This is a genomic window from Limnobacter sp. UBA7229 (assembly GCF_002473065.1).
GTDB classification, from domain to species: domain Bacteria; phylum Pseudomonadota; class Gammaproteobacteria; order Burkholderiales; family Burkholderiaceae_B; genus Limnobacter; species Limnobacter profundi.
Window position 1 is genome coordinate 138226 of record NZ_DKTN01000005.1, and the last position, 19202, is coordinate 157427.

A 19202-nucleotide genomic window follows, 5' to 3' on the forward strand; every position below is an offset into this window, starting at 1 on the left:
CGACAGCGACGGAAACTGCGTTCGTTAGCTAGGGCAAGGCTTGGGTGCTGTGTCGCCTTGCCGGTTTTGCGAGGCTTCCCGGCGGATTCGCAGCGCGGGGCGACCTGAAAGGTCGATGCGAAGACGCGTTCGCGTTTCGCATGCCCCAAGCCAGAGGCATCAAGCCGGAATCAGAAGACTTGCTTAGGCCAGCTGGTGCAGCACACAAGCCTCAGATCATCCATATAGCATCCCGTATATTGCGCCAAACCCGACTTCCCCACATGTTCCACGTGGAACAATCACGCAAACCACGCTTTCAAGTATGGCCAATAACTGTCGTAACTGGTGCGCAGTATCAATAAAAACACAACCGCCAACAGCGCTTTACGCACAAACCCGGCGCCCTTGCGAATGGCCAAACTGGCACCCACCCTTGCACCGGCCAGGTTGAACACAGCCATCAACAAACCCAAAGCAACAATCACATGCCCTGCGGGCGCAAACCAGGCAAGCGAAGCCAGGTTGCAGGCAATGTTCACCATTTTTGCGCCTGCGGTGGCGGCTAAAAAATCAAAGCCGAAGAACACAACAAAAGCCACCATCAAAAACGAACCGGTGCCCGGGCCGAAAAACCCGTCATAAAAACCAATTGCCAACCCCACGCAAGCACCGAAGAATCGTTCACGATTCTTGTCTAACTTGGGTGCATGTACACTGCCCAGGTCCTTGCGCAAAAAGGTGTAAATGGCCACAGCGATCAACAGCAAGGGCAACATCAAACGCAGCACCTCGGTCGAAATTTGCGTCACGATGTATGCGCCGCAGTAGGCGCCTATCAGCGCCATCGCCGTGGCTGGCACAACTGCATTCCATGGAACCTGAATGGCCTTGGCGTATTTGTAAGCCGCGAATGTGGTACCCACCACGCTGGATATTTTGTTGGTGCCCAGCAAGGTGGCATGACCCTGGGAAGGCATTAACCCGAACAGGGCCGGAATCTGGATCAACCCCCCACCACCTACCATGGCATCGATCAGCCCCGCACCAAATGCAGCGACGCACAAGGCGAGCAACACCCACAACTCAATGTTTTCAAACATGAAGAAATTCCGCAGAAAAGAAAACGGGCGCCTTGTGGGCGCCCGCCATAGGACTAATTCCGGAGTATCAGAAAAAAGTCAAAACGTTCAAGCCAAATCAGGCCGCCAAGCGGCTTGCGATTTGTGCTTTGGTTTCTTCCAGTTGAGCTGGCAGGTTGTACTTCAGTTTCTCGAACAATTCAGCATGCAGATTCAACTCTTCAAGCCAAGCCGCTTTATCAATCGCGGTGATAGAGTCGAACTGCTCTTTACTGAACTCCAGACCATCCCAAGAAATGTCGTCGTAGCTCGGTGAGGTGCCAAATACATGGTCAACGCCCTTGCCTTTGCCCTCAACTCGCTCCAAGGCCCATGCCAGTACTCGCATGTTCTCGCCAAAACCAGGCCAAATGAATTTGCCATCTGCATCGGTACGGAACCAGTTTACGCAGAAAATGCTGGGCAACTTGGCACCAGACGACTCCAGCTTCTTGCCCAAATCGAGCCAGTGCTGGAAGTAGTCAGACATGTTGTAACCACAGAATGGCAGCATGGCGAACGGATCGCGGCGAACCACACCTTGCTGACCGAAAGCCGCCGCTGTGGTTTCTGAACCCATGGTGGCTGCCATGTAAACACCTTCAACCCAATTGCGGGCTTCGGTAACCAGCGGAACGGTGGTTGAACGACGACCACCAAAAATGAAAGCGTCGATTTCAACACCTGCTGGGTTGTCCCAGTTGTTGTCGATCACAGGGTTTTGTTCTGCGGCCACGGTAAAGCGGGCGTTGGGGTGAGAGGCCTTGCGACCACAATCCGGGGTCCAGTCCTGACCAGTCCAGTCGACCAAGTGCGCAGGCGCTTCTTTGGACAAGCCTTCCCACCACACATCGCCATCATCTGTCAGAGCGACGTTGGTGAAAATCACATTGGCGTTCAGCGAAGCCATGCAGTTGGAGTTGGTTTTGGTGTTGGTGCCGGGGGCCACGCCAAAATAACCCGCTTCCGGGTTAATGGCGCGAAGCTTACCGTTTGCATCGGGCTTGATCCAGGCAATGTCGTCACCAATGGTGGTAACAGTCCAGCCCTTCATGGATGCGGGTGGAATTAACATGGCGAAGTTGGTTTTGCCGCAAGCCGAGGGAAAGGCTGCAGCCACATGGTACTTCTTGCCCTCTGGGTTGGTAACACCCAGAATCAGCATGTGCTCGGCCAACCAGCCTTGATCGCGACCCATGGTAGAGGCAATACGCAAAGCCAGGCATTTCTTGCCCAGCAAGGCGTTACCGCCGTAACCGGAACCATAAGACCAGATTTCACGAGTTTCAGGGTAGTGAACAATGTACTTGGTAGTTGGGTTGCAAGGCCAGGCAACGTCTTTCTGGCCAGCTTCCAAGGGCGCGCCCACTGTGTGTACGCAAGGCACAAATTCGCCGTTTTCGCCCAGCACGTCATACACAGCTTTGCCCATGCGCGTCATCATGCGCATGTTCACAACCACGTAGGCGGAATCAGACAATTCAACACCAATGTGCGCAATTGGACTGCCCAATGGGCCCATGGAGAACGGAACCACATACAAAGTGCGACCACGCATGGAGCCCTTGAACAAACCGTTCAAGGTAGCTCGCATTTTTGCGGGATCTTCCCAGTTGTTGGTGGGGCCTGCATCTTCTTTCTTTTCAGAGCAGATGTAGGTACGGTCTTCCACGCGGGCCACGTCTGAAGGATCAGACCAGGCCAGGTAAGAGTTGGGGCGCTTTTCAGGGTTGAGTTTGCGCAGTGTTCCTGCTTCAACCATTTCTGCGCAAAGGCGATCGTACTCTTCTTGTGAACCATCACACCACACAATATTCTTGGGCTCGGTAAGGGCAGCAATTTCTTGCACCCAGGCCACAAGTTTCTTGTGCTTGACATACGATGGCACGGTCTGGCTGACCATAGACAGCACTGCACTCATGCTAAAACCTCCAGATAGACAAATGTAATTCTTTTGTGCGGGGGCTTTGGCGTTGCTCTACAGTGTGACCGGAACATGACACCAAGCACACGGGCGATCGATTTGTCGCTTATCCGCAAACTTAGCCCTCGAGTTTAACATGTTGTAAGCAAACGGAAATAAGTTTTTCCTATAGGCATTATCGCCTAATCGCATACGGTGTTTGCTTTCCGACACAGGCCATGTAAAGTGGCGAAACTGCACGACTACGGAAACCTCATGAAGCTGATTGCAATTTGCACGGGCCTGGTTGCCCCACTTGTCTATCGAACGGCATCGGGTGACATCAAAACCGAGGCAAGCGGGATCAAAAAACAGGCTGTAAGCACTGAACAAAACCCGATCCCCATTGAACTGAAAAAGCTGGGTCTGGAAGGCGATGAGCAATGCAATTTGTCAGTGCATGGTGGATTGGACAAGGCCGTGTACATGATGCCCGCTGAGCATTATGAGTTTTGGAAAGCGCGCCGCCAGGAGAAAAACCTGGACACCGATTTGCCCTGGGGATTTTTGGGCGAAAACCTGGTGGTGGAGGGTCTGGATGAAACCCAGGTGAGAATTGGAGATGAGTTTGAATTGGGAGAGGTTCGGCTGCGGGTCACCGACCCACGCGAGCCATGTCACAAGTTTGCCATTCGCATGGGTTTTGGCGCAGCCCCAAAACAAATGATTCAGCAGGGCAATTGCGGCTGGTATTTGCGCGTGGTGCAGGCAGGGCAGTTGCATGCGGGCATCGAATTAAAACACTTTGTCAACCCGCAGGGCAAGACTGTGCTTGAATCGTTCCGCTATAAAACCCGCAAGGGGCAAATGGATTTGTTGTAACACCGCCTAGGCAGCCAGCTGTTTTTTCCAAACTTTGGCTTGCGCTTTGGCTGCGGGCAACACCAGTCGCCCCAAACGCTCAATCCACACGGGGTTGGGGTCGTAACCGTGGTGGGTCACAGCCAATGCCAAGGCCTCTTCATCCCAGCCGTCCTCGCAATACAAATCGAACAGCGCTTCAGCCAACACCGGGCTTCTGGGCAAAGCACGCAGCCACTGCTCGGCCTGCACAATCGCATCTCGCGAGCGACCGGCATCGCGCAACATGCGAACTGCCACCACGGCTTCAAAATCATCAACGGCCGACTTCCTGAGCAACTCGGCCAACAGGCGCTTTTCACCAAGATACTCAAGAAGTGCGCGAACGCGCAGCCTTCTCCACCGCTTGTCGAAAGAACGCCAACTTACATTGCTGGTGGGCTGCATTTCATTCATTTCATTGATTTCAAGTTCCAGCAAACCCAGCACGGTGTGGCGATCACACAAAGCGATTTGCTTCCACCACCAGGAAGGGTCTACCAGACCAGCCTGATCCAACATGGCTACTGGATACACCAGGTGCGCACGCTCAATGGGGTTTTCAATTCGCGCTGAGACAATGCTCAACCAGTCGCGCGTGAATTCGCGCACTGCCTTGAGCAACAAGCCATGCTTGTCATCGGCACCCTCGCAAATGGCCAGCAACTTTTGCAGCCCATGCGCGCCCAGTTCAACCAACAAATTGGGGTCGTGTTGGCGCTGCAATTCCGATTGCAGCCAGCCATCAAGAACCTGGGTGCGAATTGCTATTCGCTCGCAGGATTGCGCAGAGGGGCAACGCGCCTGACCAACAAAACGGTTAATCAGTTGTTTCAGCTTTCTTGGCCTGGACTTGAAGTCGGCTTCATCATTTGAGTCGAGAAGCTCACAACTGCTCTCCAAAAACTGGAATGCGCGGTGAAGATCGGGCAGATGCTGCGAAGCCCGCCCGAACCAGAGCATCCATTCCTGCCCACTGCGCGCTGCCAATGGGGAGTTGTGCTGTTCTTTTAGCAATTAAAACCTCCCTGTTCAAGCAGGTGCCTGGTTACTCAGTGAACGAACTCCATCAGCGAATTTTGTAATGCCCCGGCGCATAGGCTTTGGTGCGAACAAAGCCACGCAACTTCAGGTGCTTGGTTTTGCGACCAGTGACACGCTCGCGCCACATTTTGAAGCTGCTGGCTTTCATGCTTGCGCGCATGAGTTCAATGGTTTGAGATTCATTCAAACCAAATTGAAGTTCTATCGCTTCAAATGGTGTTCGATCTTCCCAGGCCATTTCGACAATGCGGGAAACATCTTCCTCGGACAACTTAAACTGCAAAGGCTTGGACATCTGATCTCACTGACCGCTAAACTGGAGAAAATTCAACAATCAGTATATGACAGAAGGGGCTTTTACGTGAAAAGAGCATTGCTCAGCTTGATCGTGTTGATCACATTGGTAATCATCGTTTTCTTTGGCCTTGGCCTGTACTCAGAAACCGGTGCGCCCCCCGGTCTGGCCAATGGGCAGTTGGCACCCTGCCCAAACAAACCCAACTGTGTAAGCAGCGAGAGTTCTCCGTCGGATGATCACTCCATCGCCGCCTTGCCGATCACGCCAGGCATGGGAGAAGAACCTTTGCTGAAGGTGAAAGAAGTCATCGAACTCTTGGGCGGCGATGTAAACTTTTCCAATGATCAATACATGGCCAGCACTTTCACAAGCGATTTTTTCGGCTTTGTGGACGATGTGGAATTTCGCATAGACCAGGGCAGTGGATTACTTCATGTTCGTTCGGCCTCGCGGGTTGGATACAGCGACCTGGACGCAAACCGCAAACGTGTAGAGCAAATACGGGCGCTGTTAAGCACGAACTAGGGTAATTACCCACGAAACTTTCCTATTTTTTATTGGGTAGTTCAAAAGTGTGGTCCCTCGTACGGGTGACAAAGTGTAAAGTGGTTACCGAGAGGAAAAGGGACGGAGACACTTCCACAATGAGCAGTCCAAAAGAAATCAACGAGGCGGTCAGGCTCACCGAGCTTTACCAACTTGATATTCTGGACACGGAAAAAGAAGAGTACTTTGAAGCGCTAGTGGACCTGGGTTTGTCAGCGTTCAATTGCGCATTCTGCTTCATTGCATTTGTAGATTCTGATCGACTTTGGTTTAAAGCAAAACGCGGTTTCGAAGTCAAGGAAGTTCCACGCGACCTTTCCATTTGTTCTCACACCATTCAACATGATCAACCGCATGTCATCAACGACTGCCTTGAACACCCAGTGTTCAAGACCAACCCCCTGGTACTTGGTAGCCCCTGGATTCGCGCTTATTTGGGAATCCCCATTCGCTCGGTGAACAGCAACAACATTGGCACATTTTGCCTGCTCGACAACACTGCGAGAACCTGGACAAAATCTGAAGTGTCCGTTGCAATTGCCTTGGCCAAATTGGTTGAACACAGTCTTGTTGAGCGTGCACTGAAAGCCAAAGAATCAAACGAATTGAATTCCAAACAACAACACAACTACAACAATCAAGGTTTGGGTAGCTGGAAGAACACAGATCACGGTGGGCTGATCGAACTGTCGCCCTCCATGGAAAAATGGCTCAACCTTTCGCAAACCCGTGTGGTACAGGCCAGCTGGTTCCATAACTTACCAATCGACGAAGACCGGGAAATGGTCGAGAAAGCGCGACTTAAACGCGATGGAAATGCGTTTGTGTATCGCGTCCGTTTGCCCAGCGGCGACATTGTGCGCTTTGAAGAACAGGTTTATGACAGCGGCAACGCAGGTGACACACGCTTGTTTGGTTTGGTGAAAAAAATCAGCGAACCTGCGCTGGAAGCCCTTCACCAAGAAGTGTCAAACGATTCCGACAGTTTGTCGCGCATGGAGCCCCATCTGGACCTGAAAAAGTTTCCCAAGTCTTTTTTGAGGGAAACCGTGAAAGGCCGGCTCGCACTCGATCACCAGGGATTAATCACCGGCCTGGCCAGCGCAGGTGATGAAGAGTTCACAAAAATAAAACTCAAGGAAAGTTTTATTGATTTGCTTTACGGCGAAGACCAAGAAACGTTCTCGAAAATCCTGAATCAATGCCTGAAAAGCAATTTGCCCTCGGAAGCTTGGGTGCGCCTGAACTTTCAGGATGAAAACAGCACTTGGCTGCGCATGGAGCTTTGCCCGAAAAAGGGATTCACTGCATTTAAAAAACCATCGGTGATCGCCAATTTTACGGCGATGATCAACAAATCGTCTTCGGTTCAAAAATCTATTTTTGATGAAAGTCTTTTGAATTTGACCGGTACTCTGGCCAAAGTGGGCGGCTGGTATTACCACCTCGAAAGTGGATCGCTTAAAACCACTGAAATGCTGCGCGAGGTATTGGGCTCCAACAAAGACTCGCTCAATTCGATTTTTCACCTCAGCTCCATTCTCTCCAGGTTGTCTGGCCGCAATATCGCGGTGCTTTTTATTGAATGCATCAACAACCGTAAACCGGCCAGCCTTGAGTTTGAAGCACTCGGGCAACACGAGAAAAAGAAATGGTTTCGCATGATGATTCGCCCTTCCATCAGCGACGAGGGCGTGCCGATGGGACTGTACGGCTCAATTGTCGACATCTCTGAGACGCGCCGAGTGGAGCAATCACTTGAAAAGAATCTGCTGACCTACAACCTAATTGTCGACAACCTTACCGATGGTCTTGTTGAAATCGACTCTAGCCTGAATGTCAGCTTTGTGAACCGAAATGCAAAAAGCCTGCTGCAAAAAGACAAAGAACTTTTTGTCCATGCAATGCCCTTGAATGAATTGATTCCGGACCTGGACAAAAACCAGTTTGCATCTTTGCTGGAGACAGTCAACCAAGTGGGCTTCTCCAAATCTGTTGAACAGTTTGTGGGATTCATCAAACGCTGGATTTCATTGCGTGTCTTCAAATCGGGCACTGGTTATACCATCCTGATCAAAGACATCACCAAGCGCAAAAATCAAAGCAGCGATTTGTACATGCTGAATTCAGCGATTGAACAGATTCGCGAAGTCATCATGGTGACCAACGACATTCGCAACACCAAAGACCCATTTGGTTTGTTGTATGTGAATTCGGCATTCGAGACATTTGTGGGCCAGGGGCGAGACAAGTGGTTGGGGCGCAATCCATATCACCTCATCCACGGTCGCATCCCGACAAGGCACTATCGCCAGTTGCTTGTCGGGTTTCTAAGTCACCAAAAAATTCTTGTAAAAACAGAATACGAGATCAACCCGGACAACAAAGTACCTTGCGACATTCTGATTTCACCATTTCTGGACACTGCGCGAAACGCGCCTTGTTTCCTGATTGTCTTCCGGGTTTTTGAGAACTGAGTGAAAGCTGGGCTTAGGCCAGCGTAGCACCAAGGCTTGAATGCTGAGTGCGTGGCGCAAACACCATCGCATGAATGGTTTTCACCAGATTGGTCATTGTCTCTGCGGTGTCTTTGCGCAAAAACCGAGCTGGCTGTATAGCGTCTGAGCGGTGCTCCGCAAGGCTTTCAGCAAGCTCCAGGCTTTCCAGATTACAAGACATGTAAGACACTGGCACAGCATGCACATACCTGCTGTAGAACACCAGAATGTCTTGCAAATCGTCATGCGCATTGTCGGGAAAATGGAGATCTGACAACACGGCAGAAGGCAAAGGCCGCAAGCCCCGTTCAGCTTGATTGAACGCTGCACGGATATCACCGAAGCGCTCAAACACCGTCAGCGAAATGGACAGATAAGTCACCTTGGCAATTTCTTCAATGGCCTCTTCCACCACAAGCCGGTAGAACGGTGAATCTTCAGCGACCCAGACTTCCAGTGGTTTTGATTCCGACTCACTCACAACATTCACCTGGCCAAACGGCATTTAGACTCGATACCGTTAGGTTAGTGGATGGCAGGTTTGACACCATCAACACAAAGAGACCCCCCCCCTATTTGAGGGAGAAATCATTTCGTACCCGCACGCTTCAAATGAAGCCATCCTCCAAATGAAGGGGCATCGCTTCGAGGGTTCACACGTAAGATTATTCAAACATATCGGTAATACCGGTTTTTATTTTTGGCAAACAAATTGGGAGGTTGCCGAATGAACCCCAACGCTGTACTTTTGATTGAAGATCATCCACTGGTGTCCATGATGCTGGCTGACATGCTGACCGAGCATGCACCAGACCTGAGTGTGCTCAAAGTGCCCACCATTCAGGCCAGTGAACAGCACATTCATGAGAATCCGCGCCTCGTCATCTTTGATCTGAACTTGCCCGACTGCGAAGGCGTCGCCTCTGCCAGACGCGTACGCGACCTGTTCCCGTTCTCGCAACTGCTGGCATTTACGGGCACCACACACGACGACATCCTCCAGGAACTGGACGAAATGGAAATTCCTTGTGTGCGAAAATCTGCCGATTACCATGAACTGTTGGATGCAGTCATGAAAGGGTTGATGGCCACAGGCGTGAGTTGCCAGGAAGGAATGAGTGCGGACAAAATGAAGTCCAAAAACGAGTTTCAATCCAACATCATTGCGCCAGGCTCCAAAAAACCGCTGACTTGGCGACAAGTCGAAATCATGCGTCGCATTGCTGTGGGAATGACCGCAAAAGAGGCTGCCCGCGACATGAACTTGAGTCCTGAGACTGTTCGCGCCCACATGCGTGAAGTCCTTGTTAGACTAGGCGCTCAGAATCGAGCCCATGCAGTGTCTATTTTCACCAAGGCAGAACGACAATCGCGGTTACTTGAAGAAGCGCAAAGTCACTGAACCTGGGCCGAACAATACCAATAACAAGGCTGGCCCATGAAACTGACCCTGCTGATTCGAATATTTGGCTTACTCATTCTGGTGTTCTCGGTATTCGGCATCGGTGTGAAGAGCATTTCGATTCACCAGCAAACCGTTCAGGAAGATTATTACCAAGCCTGGGCCTCCGATGAAGCCATTTTGACCCGCACGCTGGCCGAGTTTGAAGCCATGCGAAAGCTGGTCTTGCTGTACGCAGCCAGCCGCAACCCAGAGTACATTAACCACTACCTCGACATTGTGGGCCTGCACAACGGCAGCCGTATTTACACCACCGAGGTGGAAGCTGACTACTGGGTCGATGTAATTACGGGTCAAAACAAAGATTCTGCCGTGTCTTGGGGTATCGGGCAAAACCTCAGTGAAAGGCTTTACTCGCTGAGATTCATCGCTGAAAACGAGCCTGCCATTGAGCGAATCCTCGATCTGCGCCATCAACTTGAGAAAAACGAACTCAGCGCGTTTGCCAGCGGTATTACCCGCTTCGTTGACAAACGGGAAGGCGAATACTTGTCGCCGCCCGAAGTCAAAGAAACATTCGGTGTGTTGTTCGACCGTGAACACATTGAACTGACCAATGCATTGTCCGCAGAATTGTCCTCGTTCATTGCGCGTGAAAAAAGCCGCTACCTGGGTTTGATTGACGCCTCTCGCAAAGAACTCACCTACAGCGTTTATCTGGATGTGGTGTTCACCCTGCTCTTTTTGTTGGGCTTGTTCATCGGTTTGGTGTCCATCAAGAAAAAGGTGATCGACCCTATCAATTCGCTTTACAACGCCAGTGAAGAAATCATGAAGGGCGATTACACAGTACGTGTAAACAACCGCACGGGCTCGCATGAAATCAACCTGCTGATTCGCGCATTCAACCGAATGATTCGTTCATTCCAGCGCGACCTGGAAAAAAGCGAACGCGTGAAACAAGCGCTTGAAGAGGTCAGCCTCGCCAACGTGGAAAAAGAACGTGCGAAGAATGAATCGAGAATCAAGAGCTCGTTCCTCGCCAACATGAGCCACGAAATTCGAACGCCTATGAATGCGATTCTCGGCATGACAGCACTCACGCTGAAAACCGATTTGAACGAAAAGCAAAAAGACTACCTGACCAAAATTCAACTGTCAGGCGACAATCTGCTTCACTTGCTCAACAGCATTCTGGACTTGTCAAAAATTGAATCCGACATGTTCAAGCTGGAGCAGCGTCCATTTCGCCTTGACGATGTGCTGGAAGAAGTATTTGGCACCTTGGGTAACTCAGCGCTGGATAAAAACATTCGCCTGCTGTACACCCTTCAAGGCAAAGGCCTGCAATCAACCCTGAACCGACTGGTTGGCGATTCTCTGCGCGTGGGTCAAATTCTGAAGAACCTGATCGGTAATGCCATCAAGTTCACCAGCGAAGGGCACATCAACCTCACCGTCAAAGTGCTCAAGCAACTCGACGACCAGGTTACCCTGCAATTCAGTGTCAGCGACACTGGCATTGGCATGAGTAAAGACCAGTTGCAACGCGTATTCGACAAGTTCACGCAAGCGGATTCGAGCACCACACGCATGTTCGGCGGCAGCGGCCTGGGGCTGAGCATTGCCAAAGAATTGGTGCACCTGATGGAGGGCGACATTCATGCCCATTCCACACCGGGGCGCGGCTCGGTGTTTTATTTCACCTTGAACCTGAAAACCCAGGAAGCCGAGGCACCTGCCCGCAATCCGAATTTGCTGCATGGCCCAGACATCAAACGAGCCTACATCTGCTCGCTGGACCAAAAGCTGCACCGCTCCATCTCCAGCATTCTTGACCAGTTTTATGTGCCACTGGCCGCGCTTTCGGCGGAAGAACTGGTCACCGACCAACGGCCGTTTGAAACCAAAGACATTGTGTTCATCGACAGCGACATTGCCACCACCTCGCCCGAACTCTTGTCTCTGCTCAAAGCAAATCACCTGAACCAAAACAACAACCTGGTTTGGCTTTCCAACCGCAACGCAACCGAACTGCAACGCATTCACGGCGCAGACCCCAACAACCGGGTGTTGACCACACCCATTTTGCCGGTGCACCTGATGAAACTGGCCGAGCGCCAGGTGCAGCAATCTGCACCTGCACCAGCCACAAAAACCACCACTTCACGCAAAGCTGCCAAAACCAGCGAAACACCGGCCGTTGATAAAACGGAAGTGCGTTCAGCCAAACTGTTGATAGTAGAAGATCACCCTTTGAACATGGAATTGCTGCTGGATTTCCTGAGTCCGAAAAACTACCAGATCCGCTGTGCGAAGGATGGTCGCGAAGCAATACAGATACTTAAAAACACGCCCGAACCATTTGACTTGATGATTTCAGACCTTGAAATGCCTTTTGTTGACGGCTACCAGCTGGCAACCTGGGTTCGGGAAAATGCGGTGCATTGTGTAACTCCGATCATGGCGCTAACCGCACACGCCTTCGAGCAAACCCGTGTGCGTTGCGAAGAACACGGCATTAACGACGTGCTCACCAAACCATTTCACGAGAAAAACCTGTTCGACGCCATCAAGCGCTGCCTGCGCAACAAAGAAGGTGTGTTGACAGGATTTGAAACCAGGCATGACACACCCCGCATGCCCTTGTCCGAGCATGCGGCCACAGCCACCGAACCAGCCACCAGCCCACGCCATTCTGCAATTTTTAAAGTAGACAGTTTTGAGCCAGAGCGAATGGCAAAGTACCTGGGCAAATTTTTACAAACCAGTGAAAACCTGATTGAACGCCTGGAAGACTGCGCAAAAAACAATGACATTCAAACCTTCAAACGAGAAATTCACTCCCTGGCGGGCGTACTGGGCATGTTGGGTACAGAGAGTGTCAAACAACAGTTCTCTAGAATGGATAAATCACTGGAAGATCCGACCGCACAAACCATGGTGATGACAGAAATCAAAGATGTGTGGCCCACCATCGTGGACGAAGCCGAGAAAATTCTGGTGTTGATTAATCGTTTTGGAAAACATTGAGCAAAGCTGTGCGCAAGTAATTGTGTTCGCACACAGCATGTCTTACACTGAGTTCACAAGATTTAACAAAATAAAAAGTTCATAGTATTTGTGGTGTCAAGAACTTACCCAAAGTAGTCAAAGTATTTTCAAGGGTTTGACGTGAAACATTTTTTGCATTCAGTGATTACCAGCCTCGCATTGTTGACGATGGTAGGAGCCCCCGGCGTGGCTAACGCCGAAGTGGTGTTGGTGGGTTCCAGCAGCATCCATTTCAATGAAATTTCGAAAACAAAACTGCGCGATCTGTACACAGGCCAAAGCCAGGCTGTGGGTGATTCCACCGTGCTGGTCATTGATCGGGACGATGAGTTTGGTGAACGCAGCCGCTTTATTTCAGGCACCCTGGGTTTCACCACCGAGGAATTTCGAACGGTTCAGCGACTTCTGGAATGCATCGGCATCAGCAAAACACCCACCGTTGCGCGCAACAGCCAACACATGGTCGACCTGCTGACCAACAATCCCAATGCATTGGGCTACCTTACCCGAAAGGAGTTGCAAGGCAATCCGACCAAGTCTAAATTGAAACTCATCAAGGTACTGGCCGAGTAACTCGCCAAATAAGCAGAACATGGATAAGTACAACGTCAAGTTTGGATGCAGAAGGTCTTGGTTGAACCTGGGTCTGTTGTTCACGGCCTTCTTTCTTGCAAACGCCAACGCCTACGCCTTTTGCGCAGGCACCTTGATCAAGGAGATCAAAGCCTTGGCAAACAAGCCTGAGGTCATTGAGGCCATCAAGGCGTCCAATGCCCGTCAACTTGGCAAAGAAAGGATCATGGAACTGGATGAGAGGTGGATCAAACTGAAAGGCCGTTTGCCCGAGGCCGATCAAATCATGAACTCAAAAGTTTCCGCCTTGCTGACCGCGGCGATGAACAAACAAAGTTATTTTAAAGAAGCGATTTTGACGGGCAACCAAGGGGAAACCGTCGCCATGAATATGGTGACCACCGATTATTGGCAAGGTGATGAAGAAAAATTCACCGCAATTTTTGATACCAATCTGCCGTCCAGAAAACCCGATTCGCATATTTCCCGCGCCCGCTGGGACGACAGCACCAAAGCCATGATTGCCCAAGTAAGCGTGCCAGTGTACGACGGGGATTACATGATAGGCACCCTGACGGTGGGCGTGGATCTAAAACGCGTGCCCCACCCCAACCACTGACGAAAATCAATCGTTCAGCTTCATTTTCACGCTGCGTTCAGCCTTCAGAAACACGTTCACCGCCTGCGCCTTGTTCGATACTTCCAAGCGTTTGAAAATTTCCCGAATATGACCACGCACGGTTTCCGGACTGAGCCCAATTCGCTGCGCAACCATTTTTGCAGACAAACCTTCAGCAGTCATTCTCATGATTTCCACTTGTCGCCAAGTCAATGGTTTTGCGCCGGGATAGGCCACAATATTGGATTGGTGTTCGTTGGCTGGCGCGCTGTCGGATGAACTGCCATTCAAAATGCCGGATTTAAAAAGCACAGACTCAATTTCATGGGCCAAAGCCGACTGGCTACAGGTTTTCTCCACCACCGAGTAGCCCGAGTGCGCGGCGCGGGTTTGAATGTCCTCATTCACAAAACCGGTATAAATCAACCCACACACTTTCGGGAACATGGAGTCCAGCCAGTCTATCGTTTGCTGTCCCTTGGAATCGGTGAGGGTAAGATCAAAGATAATCAGGTCAGGTTTTTCAAACAAGTGTTCGCGGGCTTGAACCAGACTGGTCGCCACATGAATTTGGGCGTGAGGGGCCATGTCTTTGCAGACGTCCTCGATCACCATCGAAATCAGCGGATGATCTTCGAGCACCAATATTTTTTGATTTTTCATTGTTCGCAGGCTAAGTCGGGCACACAGGACCTTAGGGTCTCTTCTTCCACCCCAAGAGTACATGAATTCAGGGGAACAATTAAGCCTGCTTTTTGCCTTTTTTTACAAAGGGTTCCGCATTTCGGGGGGGCATCAGAAACAAGCATCCTCATTTCACGGAATGGGCAGGAAAATTCAACTCAGTAAGATGGACTCATACCGAATCCTTTGCGGAGCAAGCCATCATGACAATTGCACTGGTCCAACATCAGCAACACGACTGTGAACCACTTTACTTTCGCCAGTCCGAGGCGCGAGTCACCATGGAACTGGACAATGTGGCGCATGGCCTGAACCACTTTGCCCAACAACTGCGCAAAACCGCCTCAGCACAGGCACGCTTCGCCTTGGTGGTCCAGCTTAAAACCTGGGCACTGAACAAACCAACCCTGCAAACCCTGATGGCGCAGTACCTGGACGAAGTGGAACGCACCCAGCAGGTGGTACATCTGGATCCGGATAGCCACAATGAATCGATTGAATCGCTGTGCGAGCAGCTGGTCTTTTTGAGTGCCGTGTTTGAGCAGGAATCAGAACTGATCGAACAAATGGCCTTTGCTGACCCACAACTGGTGTTTTGCGACTGAACCTTAGTTGCCAACCTTACTTGCCGATACAGAACCGGCTGAAAATCAATCCCAGCAAATCATCGGGCAGCATACGCCCGGTGATTTCTCCCAAAGCATCATGCGCCAGGCGCAACTCTTCAGCAAACAAATCCAGAATCCGATCGTCCTGTTGCGCAAACTCATGCGCAACCGCCAAATGCTGACCACACACCATCAAGGCATCGACGTGTCGTTGCCGTGCCATGAAACCATGGTCCGGCGTGTGGGCAATGCCCACCTTGGCCAGTATGGCGTCTTTTAACTGCTCCAGTCCCAAACCGTTCTTTGCAGATACCGGCAATACATCATTCAACAATTGCGGCACCTTAGGCAGCAAATCAACCTTGTTCAACACGGTGATGGTGGGCAAATGAAGAGGCAGTTCAAGGTGGGTATTCAATGCATCCTGAAGACCCTGTGTTGCGTCTTTCAAAATAAGCAACAAATCGGCTTCTTCCACCGACTTTCGGGTTCGCGCTATGCCGATTCTTTCCACCTCATCTGCAGTGTCACGCAAACCCGCCGTGTCAACCAGCACCAAAGGCACGCCGCGAATATTCAGCTCCTGTTTGATTCGATCACGTGTGGTGCCCGCAATGGCCGACACGATTGCGATTTCCTCGCCGGCCAAAGCGTTTAGCAAACTCGACTTGCCCACATTGGGTTCGCCCACCAGCACAATTTGCAAGCCATCACGAAACTTCACTCCTTCCTGCGCTGCACCGAGCAACTGTCGATGTGCGTTCAAGATATCCGCAAGTTGACCTTTGGCATCTGCCTTCTCAAGAAATTCGATTTCCTCTTCAGGGAAATCAAGTGTGGCTTCGAGCAGCAAACGCAAATGCACAATGCGATCGGCCAGCTCATTCACCTGCTTCGAAAACACACCACTTAACGAAGCCGCAGCGGCTTTGGCAGTGGCTATAGAACCGGCATCGATCAAATCGGCCACCGCTTCGGCCTGGGCCAGATCAAGCTTGTCGTTTAAAAATGCGCGCTGCGTAAACTCACCTGGCATGGCGTGGCGCAACGGAATATTCAGTTGCCGGGCCAAGGCCAGGGCATGCCCCACCACACCTTGCAACACCGCTTGACCACCATGGCCCTGAAACTCAAGCACATTCTCACCAGTGAACGATGCGGGTGCATTGAACAACAGGGCAATGCCTTCATCGATGGCATGCTGATCAAAATCACGAAGCGTTAAAAGAGTTGCCAGGCGGGGTTTGGGCAACTTGCCGCAAAATGCCGTACAAAAGGCCTGAAAACTAGAGGGGGAAGGAAAAGAAAACCGCACCACCCCCACCCCGCCCTTGCCCGGCGCGGTGGCGATGGCGACGATGGGATCACCGTGCTGTGGCTGGTGCAGACTCAATTTGACGCGTAATTACCCATTGTTGGGCAATGGACAAAATGTTGTTTACAACCCAGTACAACACCAAACCTGCCGGGAAGAAAATAAACATGACCGAGAACACCAAGGGCATGATCATCATGATTTTGGCTTGAACGGGATCGGGTGGCGTTGGGTTCAACTTGGTTTGAATGAACATGGTCACCGCCATGATCACAGGCAGAATATAGAAGGGGTCCGGCGCAGCCAAATCGGTTACCCAACCCAACCAAGGCGCATTGCGCATTTCTACACTGGCCAGCAACACCCAGTACAGGGCAATGAACACGGGAATCTGAATCAGAATGGGCATACAACCGCCCAAGGGGTTGATTTTCTCGCGTTTGTACATTTCCATCATGGCGCGCTGGAAGCCCATTTTGTCATCGCCATATTGTTCCTTCAGCTTTTGCATGCGCGGGCCAACTTTGCGCATTTTAGCCATAGATTTGTAACTGGCTGCTGACAAGGGGAAAAACACCAACTTGATCAAAATGGTCAGTACCACAATGGCCCAGCCCCAATTGCCAATGTAACTGTGAATTTTTTCCAGTAACCAGTAGATGGGCTGGGCAATTACAGTGAGCCAGCCATAATCCACTACCAGGTCCAGCCCGGGTGACAGGGCTTCCAGCACACTTTGATCTTGCGGACCGGTATACAGTTTGGCCGTGTACGTCGCCGTTTGTTCGGGCGCCAAAGTGCCGAGGCTGCTGACCAAACCAATGGAATACAGGTTGGAATCTACCTGGCGCGTGTAATTCTCGCGGGGACCATCCTGACCAATAATGGCCGACACAAAGTAGTGCTGAATCATGGCAAGCCAGCCGGAATCAGCGGTTTTTACATAGTCTGCACTGCGATCAGCGATGTCTTCAAAGTCGATCTTCTGGTATTTCTTCTCGGGTGTGTAAACAGCCGGGCCCGTGAAAGTTGCGTACAGGGAAGAATCGCTTTCAAGCGGGTTGCCATCGCGGGTAATTTGCACATAAGCACTGGGTGATACCGGCTCAACACCTGCGTTGCGTGCATTGATCACAAGGTCAATGTCGTAGCGATTCTTGAAAATGGTGTAAGTGGTTGTGTTTTCAACACCACCGCTTGTGGCTTTGAATACAAGCTTTAATTGATCCTGGCCGGGCGCAAACTCGGTAGAACCCGACACCAGTTCAAACAAGGTACGGTGGTTGGGCGCGTCAGGTACACCTACCAAGCCAGCTTGGCCAACATAGGTTCGATTGGCTGTTTGTTCAAACAGTTGAACCGGCAATTCCGGATTCTCGGCAGCAGGGTGATTCAGCAGCTTTGAAGTAATCAGTTGTGCGCCCTGGCTTGAAAACTGCAGTTCAAGCACATCGTTTTTAACAGTAATGGTTTGCGCAGCGGGTGCGGCTTCCGCAGTGCCTGAAGCGATTGCATTCGGATCAGCTGGAACATCACCAGCCGTTGGAGCCACTGCCTGAGGCAAGTCATTGGCCGCGCCGGAGCCAGCTGACGAACCGCCAGCCTTGGTAGCATCGCCTTTGTCGCTGGTTTGCGCGCCAGTGCTGAGGCCGAACAAGGTTGGCTTACCAATAGAAGCCTGATAATTGTCCCAAAGCATGATGAGAGACAAACTGAATATCATCAAGAGGACTAGCCTGCGCGTTTCCATTTAAATCCTTAATTACTGAGCTTAATGACTAAGAGTCGCGACTGGTGCGGCGTGTTTCAGGAACAGGGTCCAAACCGCCAGCATTCCAGGGATTGCATCGACAAATGCGGCCTAAAGACAAAGCCGCGCCTTTCCATGCGCCATGAATTTTAACTGCTTCAAGGGCATATTCCGAGCAACTGGGGTAAAAACGGCAAGAAGGCGGGAAAAGAGGACTTACAGCAAGCTGATAGCCACGGATCAGTGCTGTGATGGCACGCGCCGTGAGAGATCGTTGAAAAGTTGTTGGAGTTCTATCCACCACGCCGCTCGATCTGAATGACCTACTGCACACACTGGTTTGCTTAAGCGAACCAGGAATTTGCCTTGGTAGTTACCCAATGCTTCTTGGCAGGCATGGCGGATCAAACGTTTTAGCGTATTTCGATCCACGGCCCGTTTGGCCAAGCGCTTCGGGATCAGTATTCCGAACTGCGGTGGGGTGTCTTCGAACAGTGCGTGAAGCATCAATCGATCTGTTTTGGCCACTGGCCTGGTTTTTAACAGACCACCAAATGTTTCAGATCGAGTGATTTTTGTCGCATGCGACCCAGAACCCACCCTGTGCAATTCAGAATGTTCAAAGCGCCAGGTTTAAACGGACAAACGTGCACGGCCTTTGGAGCGACGTGCGCGCAGCACGGCACGACCACCACGGGTGCGTGAACGTACCAAAAAGCCGTGTGTTCTTTGACGGCGAACTTTAGAAGGTTGATAAGTGCGTTTCATGGCAAGCCTCTGGCCCACATGGGCTTAAAATTTGGCGAAAAATAGTTTAAAACTGGTTTGGCCCCAGGTTCGGCATATAAGACAAATCCAACAAGGATCGAAGCTCACACCAAGGGAACCCGAAATTATAGAGGCAAATT

Annotated in this window: 19 protein-coding genes; 8 read left to right on the forward strand and 11 right to left on the reverse strand. The window is 51.1% G+C overall.

The annotated features are described in order from the left end of the window. Window positions 1-281: 281 nt before the first annotated feature. On the reverse strand, window positions 282-1082 hold the full coding sequence (locus B4C79_RS03510; RefSeq protein WP_291739518.1) for a TSUP family transporter: 801 nt from the start codon (window positions 1080-1082) through the stop codon (window positions 282-284). Between the two features lie 97 nt (window positions 1083-1179). After that, a complete protein-coding gene (locus B4C79_RS03515) occupies window positions 1180-3021 on the reverse strand; it encodes a phosphoenolpyruvate carboxykinase (GTP) (protein WP_171101285.1) in 1842 nt (613 codons plus the stop codon). 258 nt (window positions 3022-3279) lie between these two features. Between B4C79_RS03515 and B4C79_RS03520 the strand changes: the two genes are divergently transcribed. Continuing rightward, window positions 3280-3885, forward strand: a complete 606-nt coding sequence (locus B4C79_RS03520; protein WP_171101287.1) for an MOSC domain-containing protein — start codon at window positions 3280-3282, stop codon at window positions 3883-3885. A gap of 6 nt (window positions 3886-3891) precedes the next feature. Here B4C79_RS03520 and B4C79_RS03525 read toward each other — a convergent pair whose 3' ends face one another. Both B4C79_RS03525 and B4C79_RS03530 read right to left on the reverse strand, forming a co-directional pair. Further along, window positions 3892-4920 carry a hypothetical protein gene (locus B4C79_RS03525; protein ID WP_291739519.1) on the reverse strand — a complete coding sequence of 343 codons (1029 nt, stop codon included), beginning with the start codon at window positions 4918-4920 and terminating at the stop codon, window positions 3892-3894. A 52-nt stretch (window positions 4921-4972) separates the two neighbouring features. Further along, entirely contained in the window at window positions 4973-5242 is a 270-nt protein-coding gene (locus B4C79_RS03530; RefSeq protein ID WP_105027756.1) for a TIGR03643 family protein, read from the reverse strand. 66 nt (window positions 5243-5308) lie between these two features. Between B4C79_RS03530 and B4C79_RS03535 the strand changes: the two genes are divergently transcribed. Beyond that, complete coding sequence (locus B4C79_RS03535) at window positions 5309-5770, forward strand: DUF1499 domain-containing protein (protein WP_291739520.1); 462 nt, start codon at window positions 5309-5311, stop codon at window positions 5768-5770. 119 nt (window positions 5771-5889) lie between these two features. Then, entirely contained in the window at window positions 5890-8268 is a 2379-nt protein-coding gene (locus B4C79_RS03540) for a GAF domain-containing protein (protein WP_291739521.1), read from the forward strand. 13 nt (window positions 8269-8281) lie between these two features. Here the strand turns inward: B4C79_RS03540 and B4C79_RS03545 are convergent, their stop codons facing one another. Then, entirely contained in the window at window positions 8282-8770 is a 489-nt protein-coding gene (locus B4C79_RS03545) for a hypothetical protein (RefSeq protein WP_146106598.1), read from the reverse strand. A 246-nt stretch (window positions 8771-9016) separates the two neighbouring features. On the opposite strand from B4C79_RS03545, the gene B4C79_RS03550 reads away from it, so the two are divergent. The 4 genes from B4C79_RS03550 (at window position 9017) to B4C79_RS03565 (ending at window position 13937) form a co-directional block, all read left to right on the forward strand. Beyond that, window positions 9017-9691: a response regulator transcription factor gene (locus tag B4C79_RS03550; protein ID WP_105027760.1), complete on the forward strand. Its 675-nt coding sequence runs from the start codon at window positions 9017-9019 to the stop codon at window positions 9689-9691. 36 nt (window positions 9692-9727) lie between these two features. Beyond that, complete coding sequence (locus B4C79_RS03555; protein ID WP_105027761.1) at window positions 9728-12724, forward strand: ATP-binding protein; 2997 nt, start codon at window positions 9728-9730, stop codon at window positions 12722-12724. Window positions 12725-12931: 207 nt separating this feature from the next. Continuing rightward, a complete protein-coding gene (locus B4C79_RS03560; protein WP_146106599.1) occupies window positions 12932-13318 on the forward strand; it encodes a hypothetical protein in 387 nt (128 codons plus the stop codon). A 19-nt stretch (window positions 13319-13337) separates the two neighbouring features. Further along, entirely contained in the window at window positions 13338-13937 is a 600-nt protein-coding gene (locus B4C79_RS03565) for a hypothetical protein (RefSeq protein WP_291739303.1), read from the forward strand. Window positions 13938-13943: 6 nt separating this feature from the next. Here B4C79_RS03565 and B4C79_RS03570 read toward each other — a convergent pair whose 3' ends face one another. Continuing rightward, window positions 13944-14600: a response regulator transcription factor gene (locus B4C79_RS03570; RefSeq protein ID WP_168426847.1), complete on the reverse strand. Its 657-nt coding sequence runs from the start codon at window positions 14598-14600 to the stop codon at window positions 13944-13946. Between the two features lie 224 nt (window positions 14601-14824). Here B4C79_RS03570 and B4C79_RS03575 point away from each other — a divergent pair, with 224 nt between their 5' ends. Next, the gene (locus B4C79_RS03575) at window positions 14825-15226 is read left to right on the forward strand and encodes a hypothetical protein (RefSeq protein WP_105027765.1); all 402 of its coding nucleotides are present in this window, start codon (window positions 14825-14827) and stop codon (window positions 15224-15226) included. A gap of 16 nt (window positions 15227-15242) precedes the next feature. Here B4C79_RS03575 and mnmE read toward each other — a convergent pair whose 3' ends face one another. From mnmE to rpmH, 5 genes are read right to left on the reverse strand one after another with little or no spacing between them, the layout of a single operon-like run. Continuing rightward, complete coding sequence (gene mnmE, locus B4C79_RS03580; RefSeq protein WP_291739302.1) at window positions 15243-16622, reverse strand: tRNA uridine-5-carboxymethylaminomethyl(34) synthesis GTPase MnmE; 1380 nt, start codon at window positions 16620-16622, stop codon at window positions 15243-15245. Then, window positions 16594-18294, reverse strand: coding sequence for a membrane protein insertase YidC (yidC, locus tag B4C79_RS03585; protein WP_171101301.1), 1701 nt, complete (start codon window positions 18292-18294; stop codon window positions 16594-16596). The genes mnmE and yidC overlap by 29 nt, the downstream gene beginning before the upstream one ends. Window positions 18295-18322: 28 nt before the next feature. Next, the gene (gene yidD / locus B4C79_RS03590) at window positions 18323-18628 is read right to left on the reverse strand and encodes a membrane protein insertion efficiency factor YidD (protein ID WP_341714850.1); all 306 of its coding nucleotides are present in this window, start codon (window positions 18626-18628) and stop codon (window positions 18323-18325) included. Then, window positions 18535-18894 carry a ribonuclease P protein component gene (locus B4C79_RS03595; RefSeq protein ID WP_168426848.1) on the reverse strand — a complete coding sequence of 120 codons (360 nt, stop codon included), beginning with the start codon at window positions 18892-18894 and terminating at the stop codon, window positions 18535-18537. Before B4C79_RS03595 ends, yidD begins: the two co-directional genes overlap by 94 nt. A gap of 33 nt (window positions 18895-18927) precedes the next feature. Next, window positions 18928-19062: a 50S ribosomal protein L34 gene (rpmH, locus tag B4C79_RS03600; protein ID WP_008247028.1), complete on the reverse strand. Its 135-nt coding sequence runs from the start codon at window positions 19060-19062 to the stop codon at window positions 18928-18930. Window positions 19063-19202: the final 140 nt, after the last annotated feature.

Coding starts and splice junctions, on each gene's coding strand:
- B4C79_RS03510 (WP_291739518.1), bottom strand. CDS start 1,082: ATGTTTGAAAACATTGAGTTGTGGGTGTTGCTCGCCTTGTGCGTCGCT.
- B4C79_RS03515 (WP_171101285.1), bottom strand. CDS start 3,021: ATGAGTGCAGTGCTGTCTATGGTCAGCCAGACCGTGCCATCGTATGTC.
- B4C79_RS03520 (WP_171101287.1), top strand. CDS start 3,280: ATGAAGCTGATTGCAATTTGCACGGGCCTGGTTGCCCCACTTGTCTAT.
- B4C79_RS03530 (WP_105027756.1), bottom strand. CDS start 5,242: ATGTCCAAGCCTTTGCAGTTTAAGTTGTCCGAGGAAGATGTTTCCCGC.
- B4C79_RS03540 (WP_291739521.1), top strand. CDS start 5,890: ATGAGCAGTCCAAAAGAAATCAACGAGGCGGTCAGGCTCACCGAGCTT.
- B4C79_RS03550 (WP_105027760.1), top strand. CDS start 9,017: ATGAACCCCAACGCTGTACTTTTGATTGAAGATCATCCACTGGTGTCC.
- B4C79_RS03555 (WP_105027761.1), top strand. CDS start 9,728: ATGAAACTGACCCTGCTGATTCGAATATTTGGCTTACTCATTCTGGTG.
- B4C79_RS03565 (WP_291739303.1), top strand. CDS start 13,338: ATGGATAAGTACAACGTCAAGTTTGGATGCAGAAGGTCTTGGTTGAAC.
- B4C79_RS03570 (WP_168426847.1), bottom strand. CDS start 14,600: ATGAAAAATCAAAAAATATTGGTGCTCGAAGATCATCCGCTGATTTCG.
- B4C79_RS03575 (WP_105027765.1), top strand. CDS start 14,825: ATGACAATTGCACTGGTCCAACATCAGCAACACGACTGTGAACCACTT.
- yidC (WP_171101301.1), bottom strand. CDS start 18,294: ATGGAAACGCGCAGGCTAGTCCTCTTGATGATATTCAGTTTGTCTCTC.
- rpmH (WP_008247028.1), bottom strand. CDS start 19,062: ATGAAACGCACTTATCAACCTTCTAAAGTTCGCCGTCAAAGAACACAC.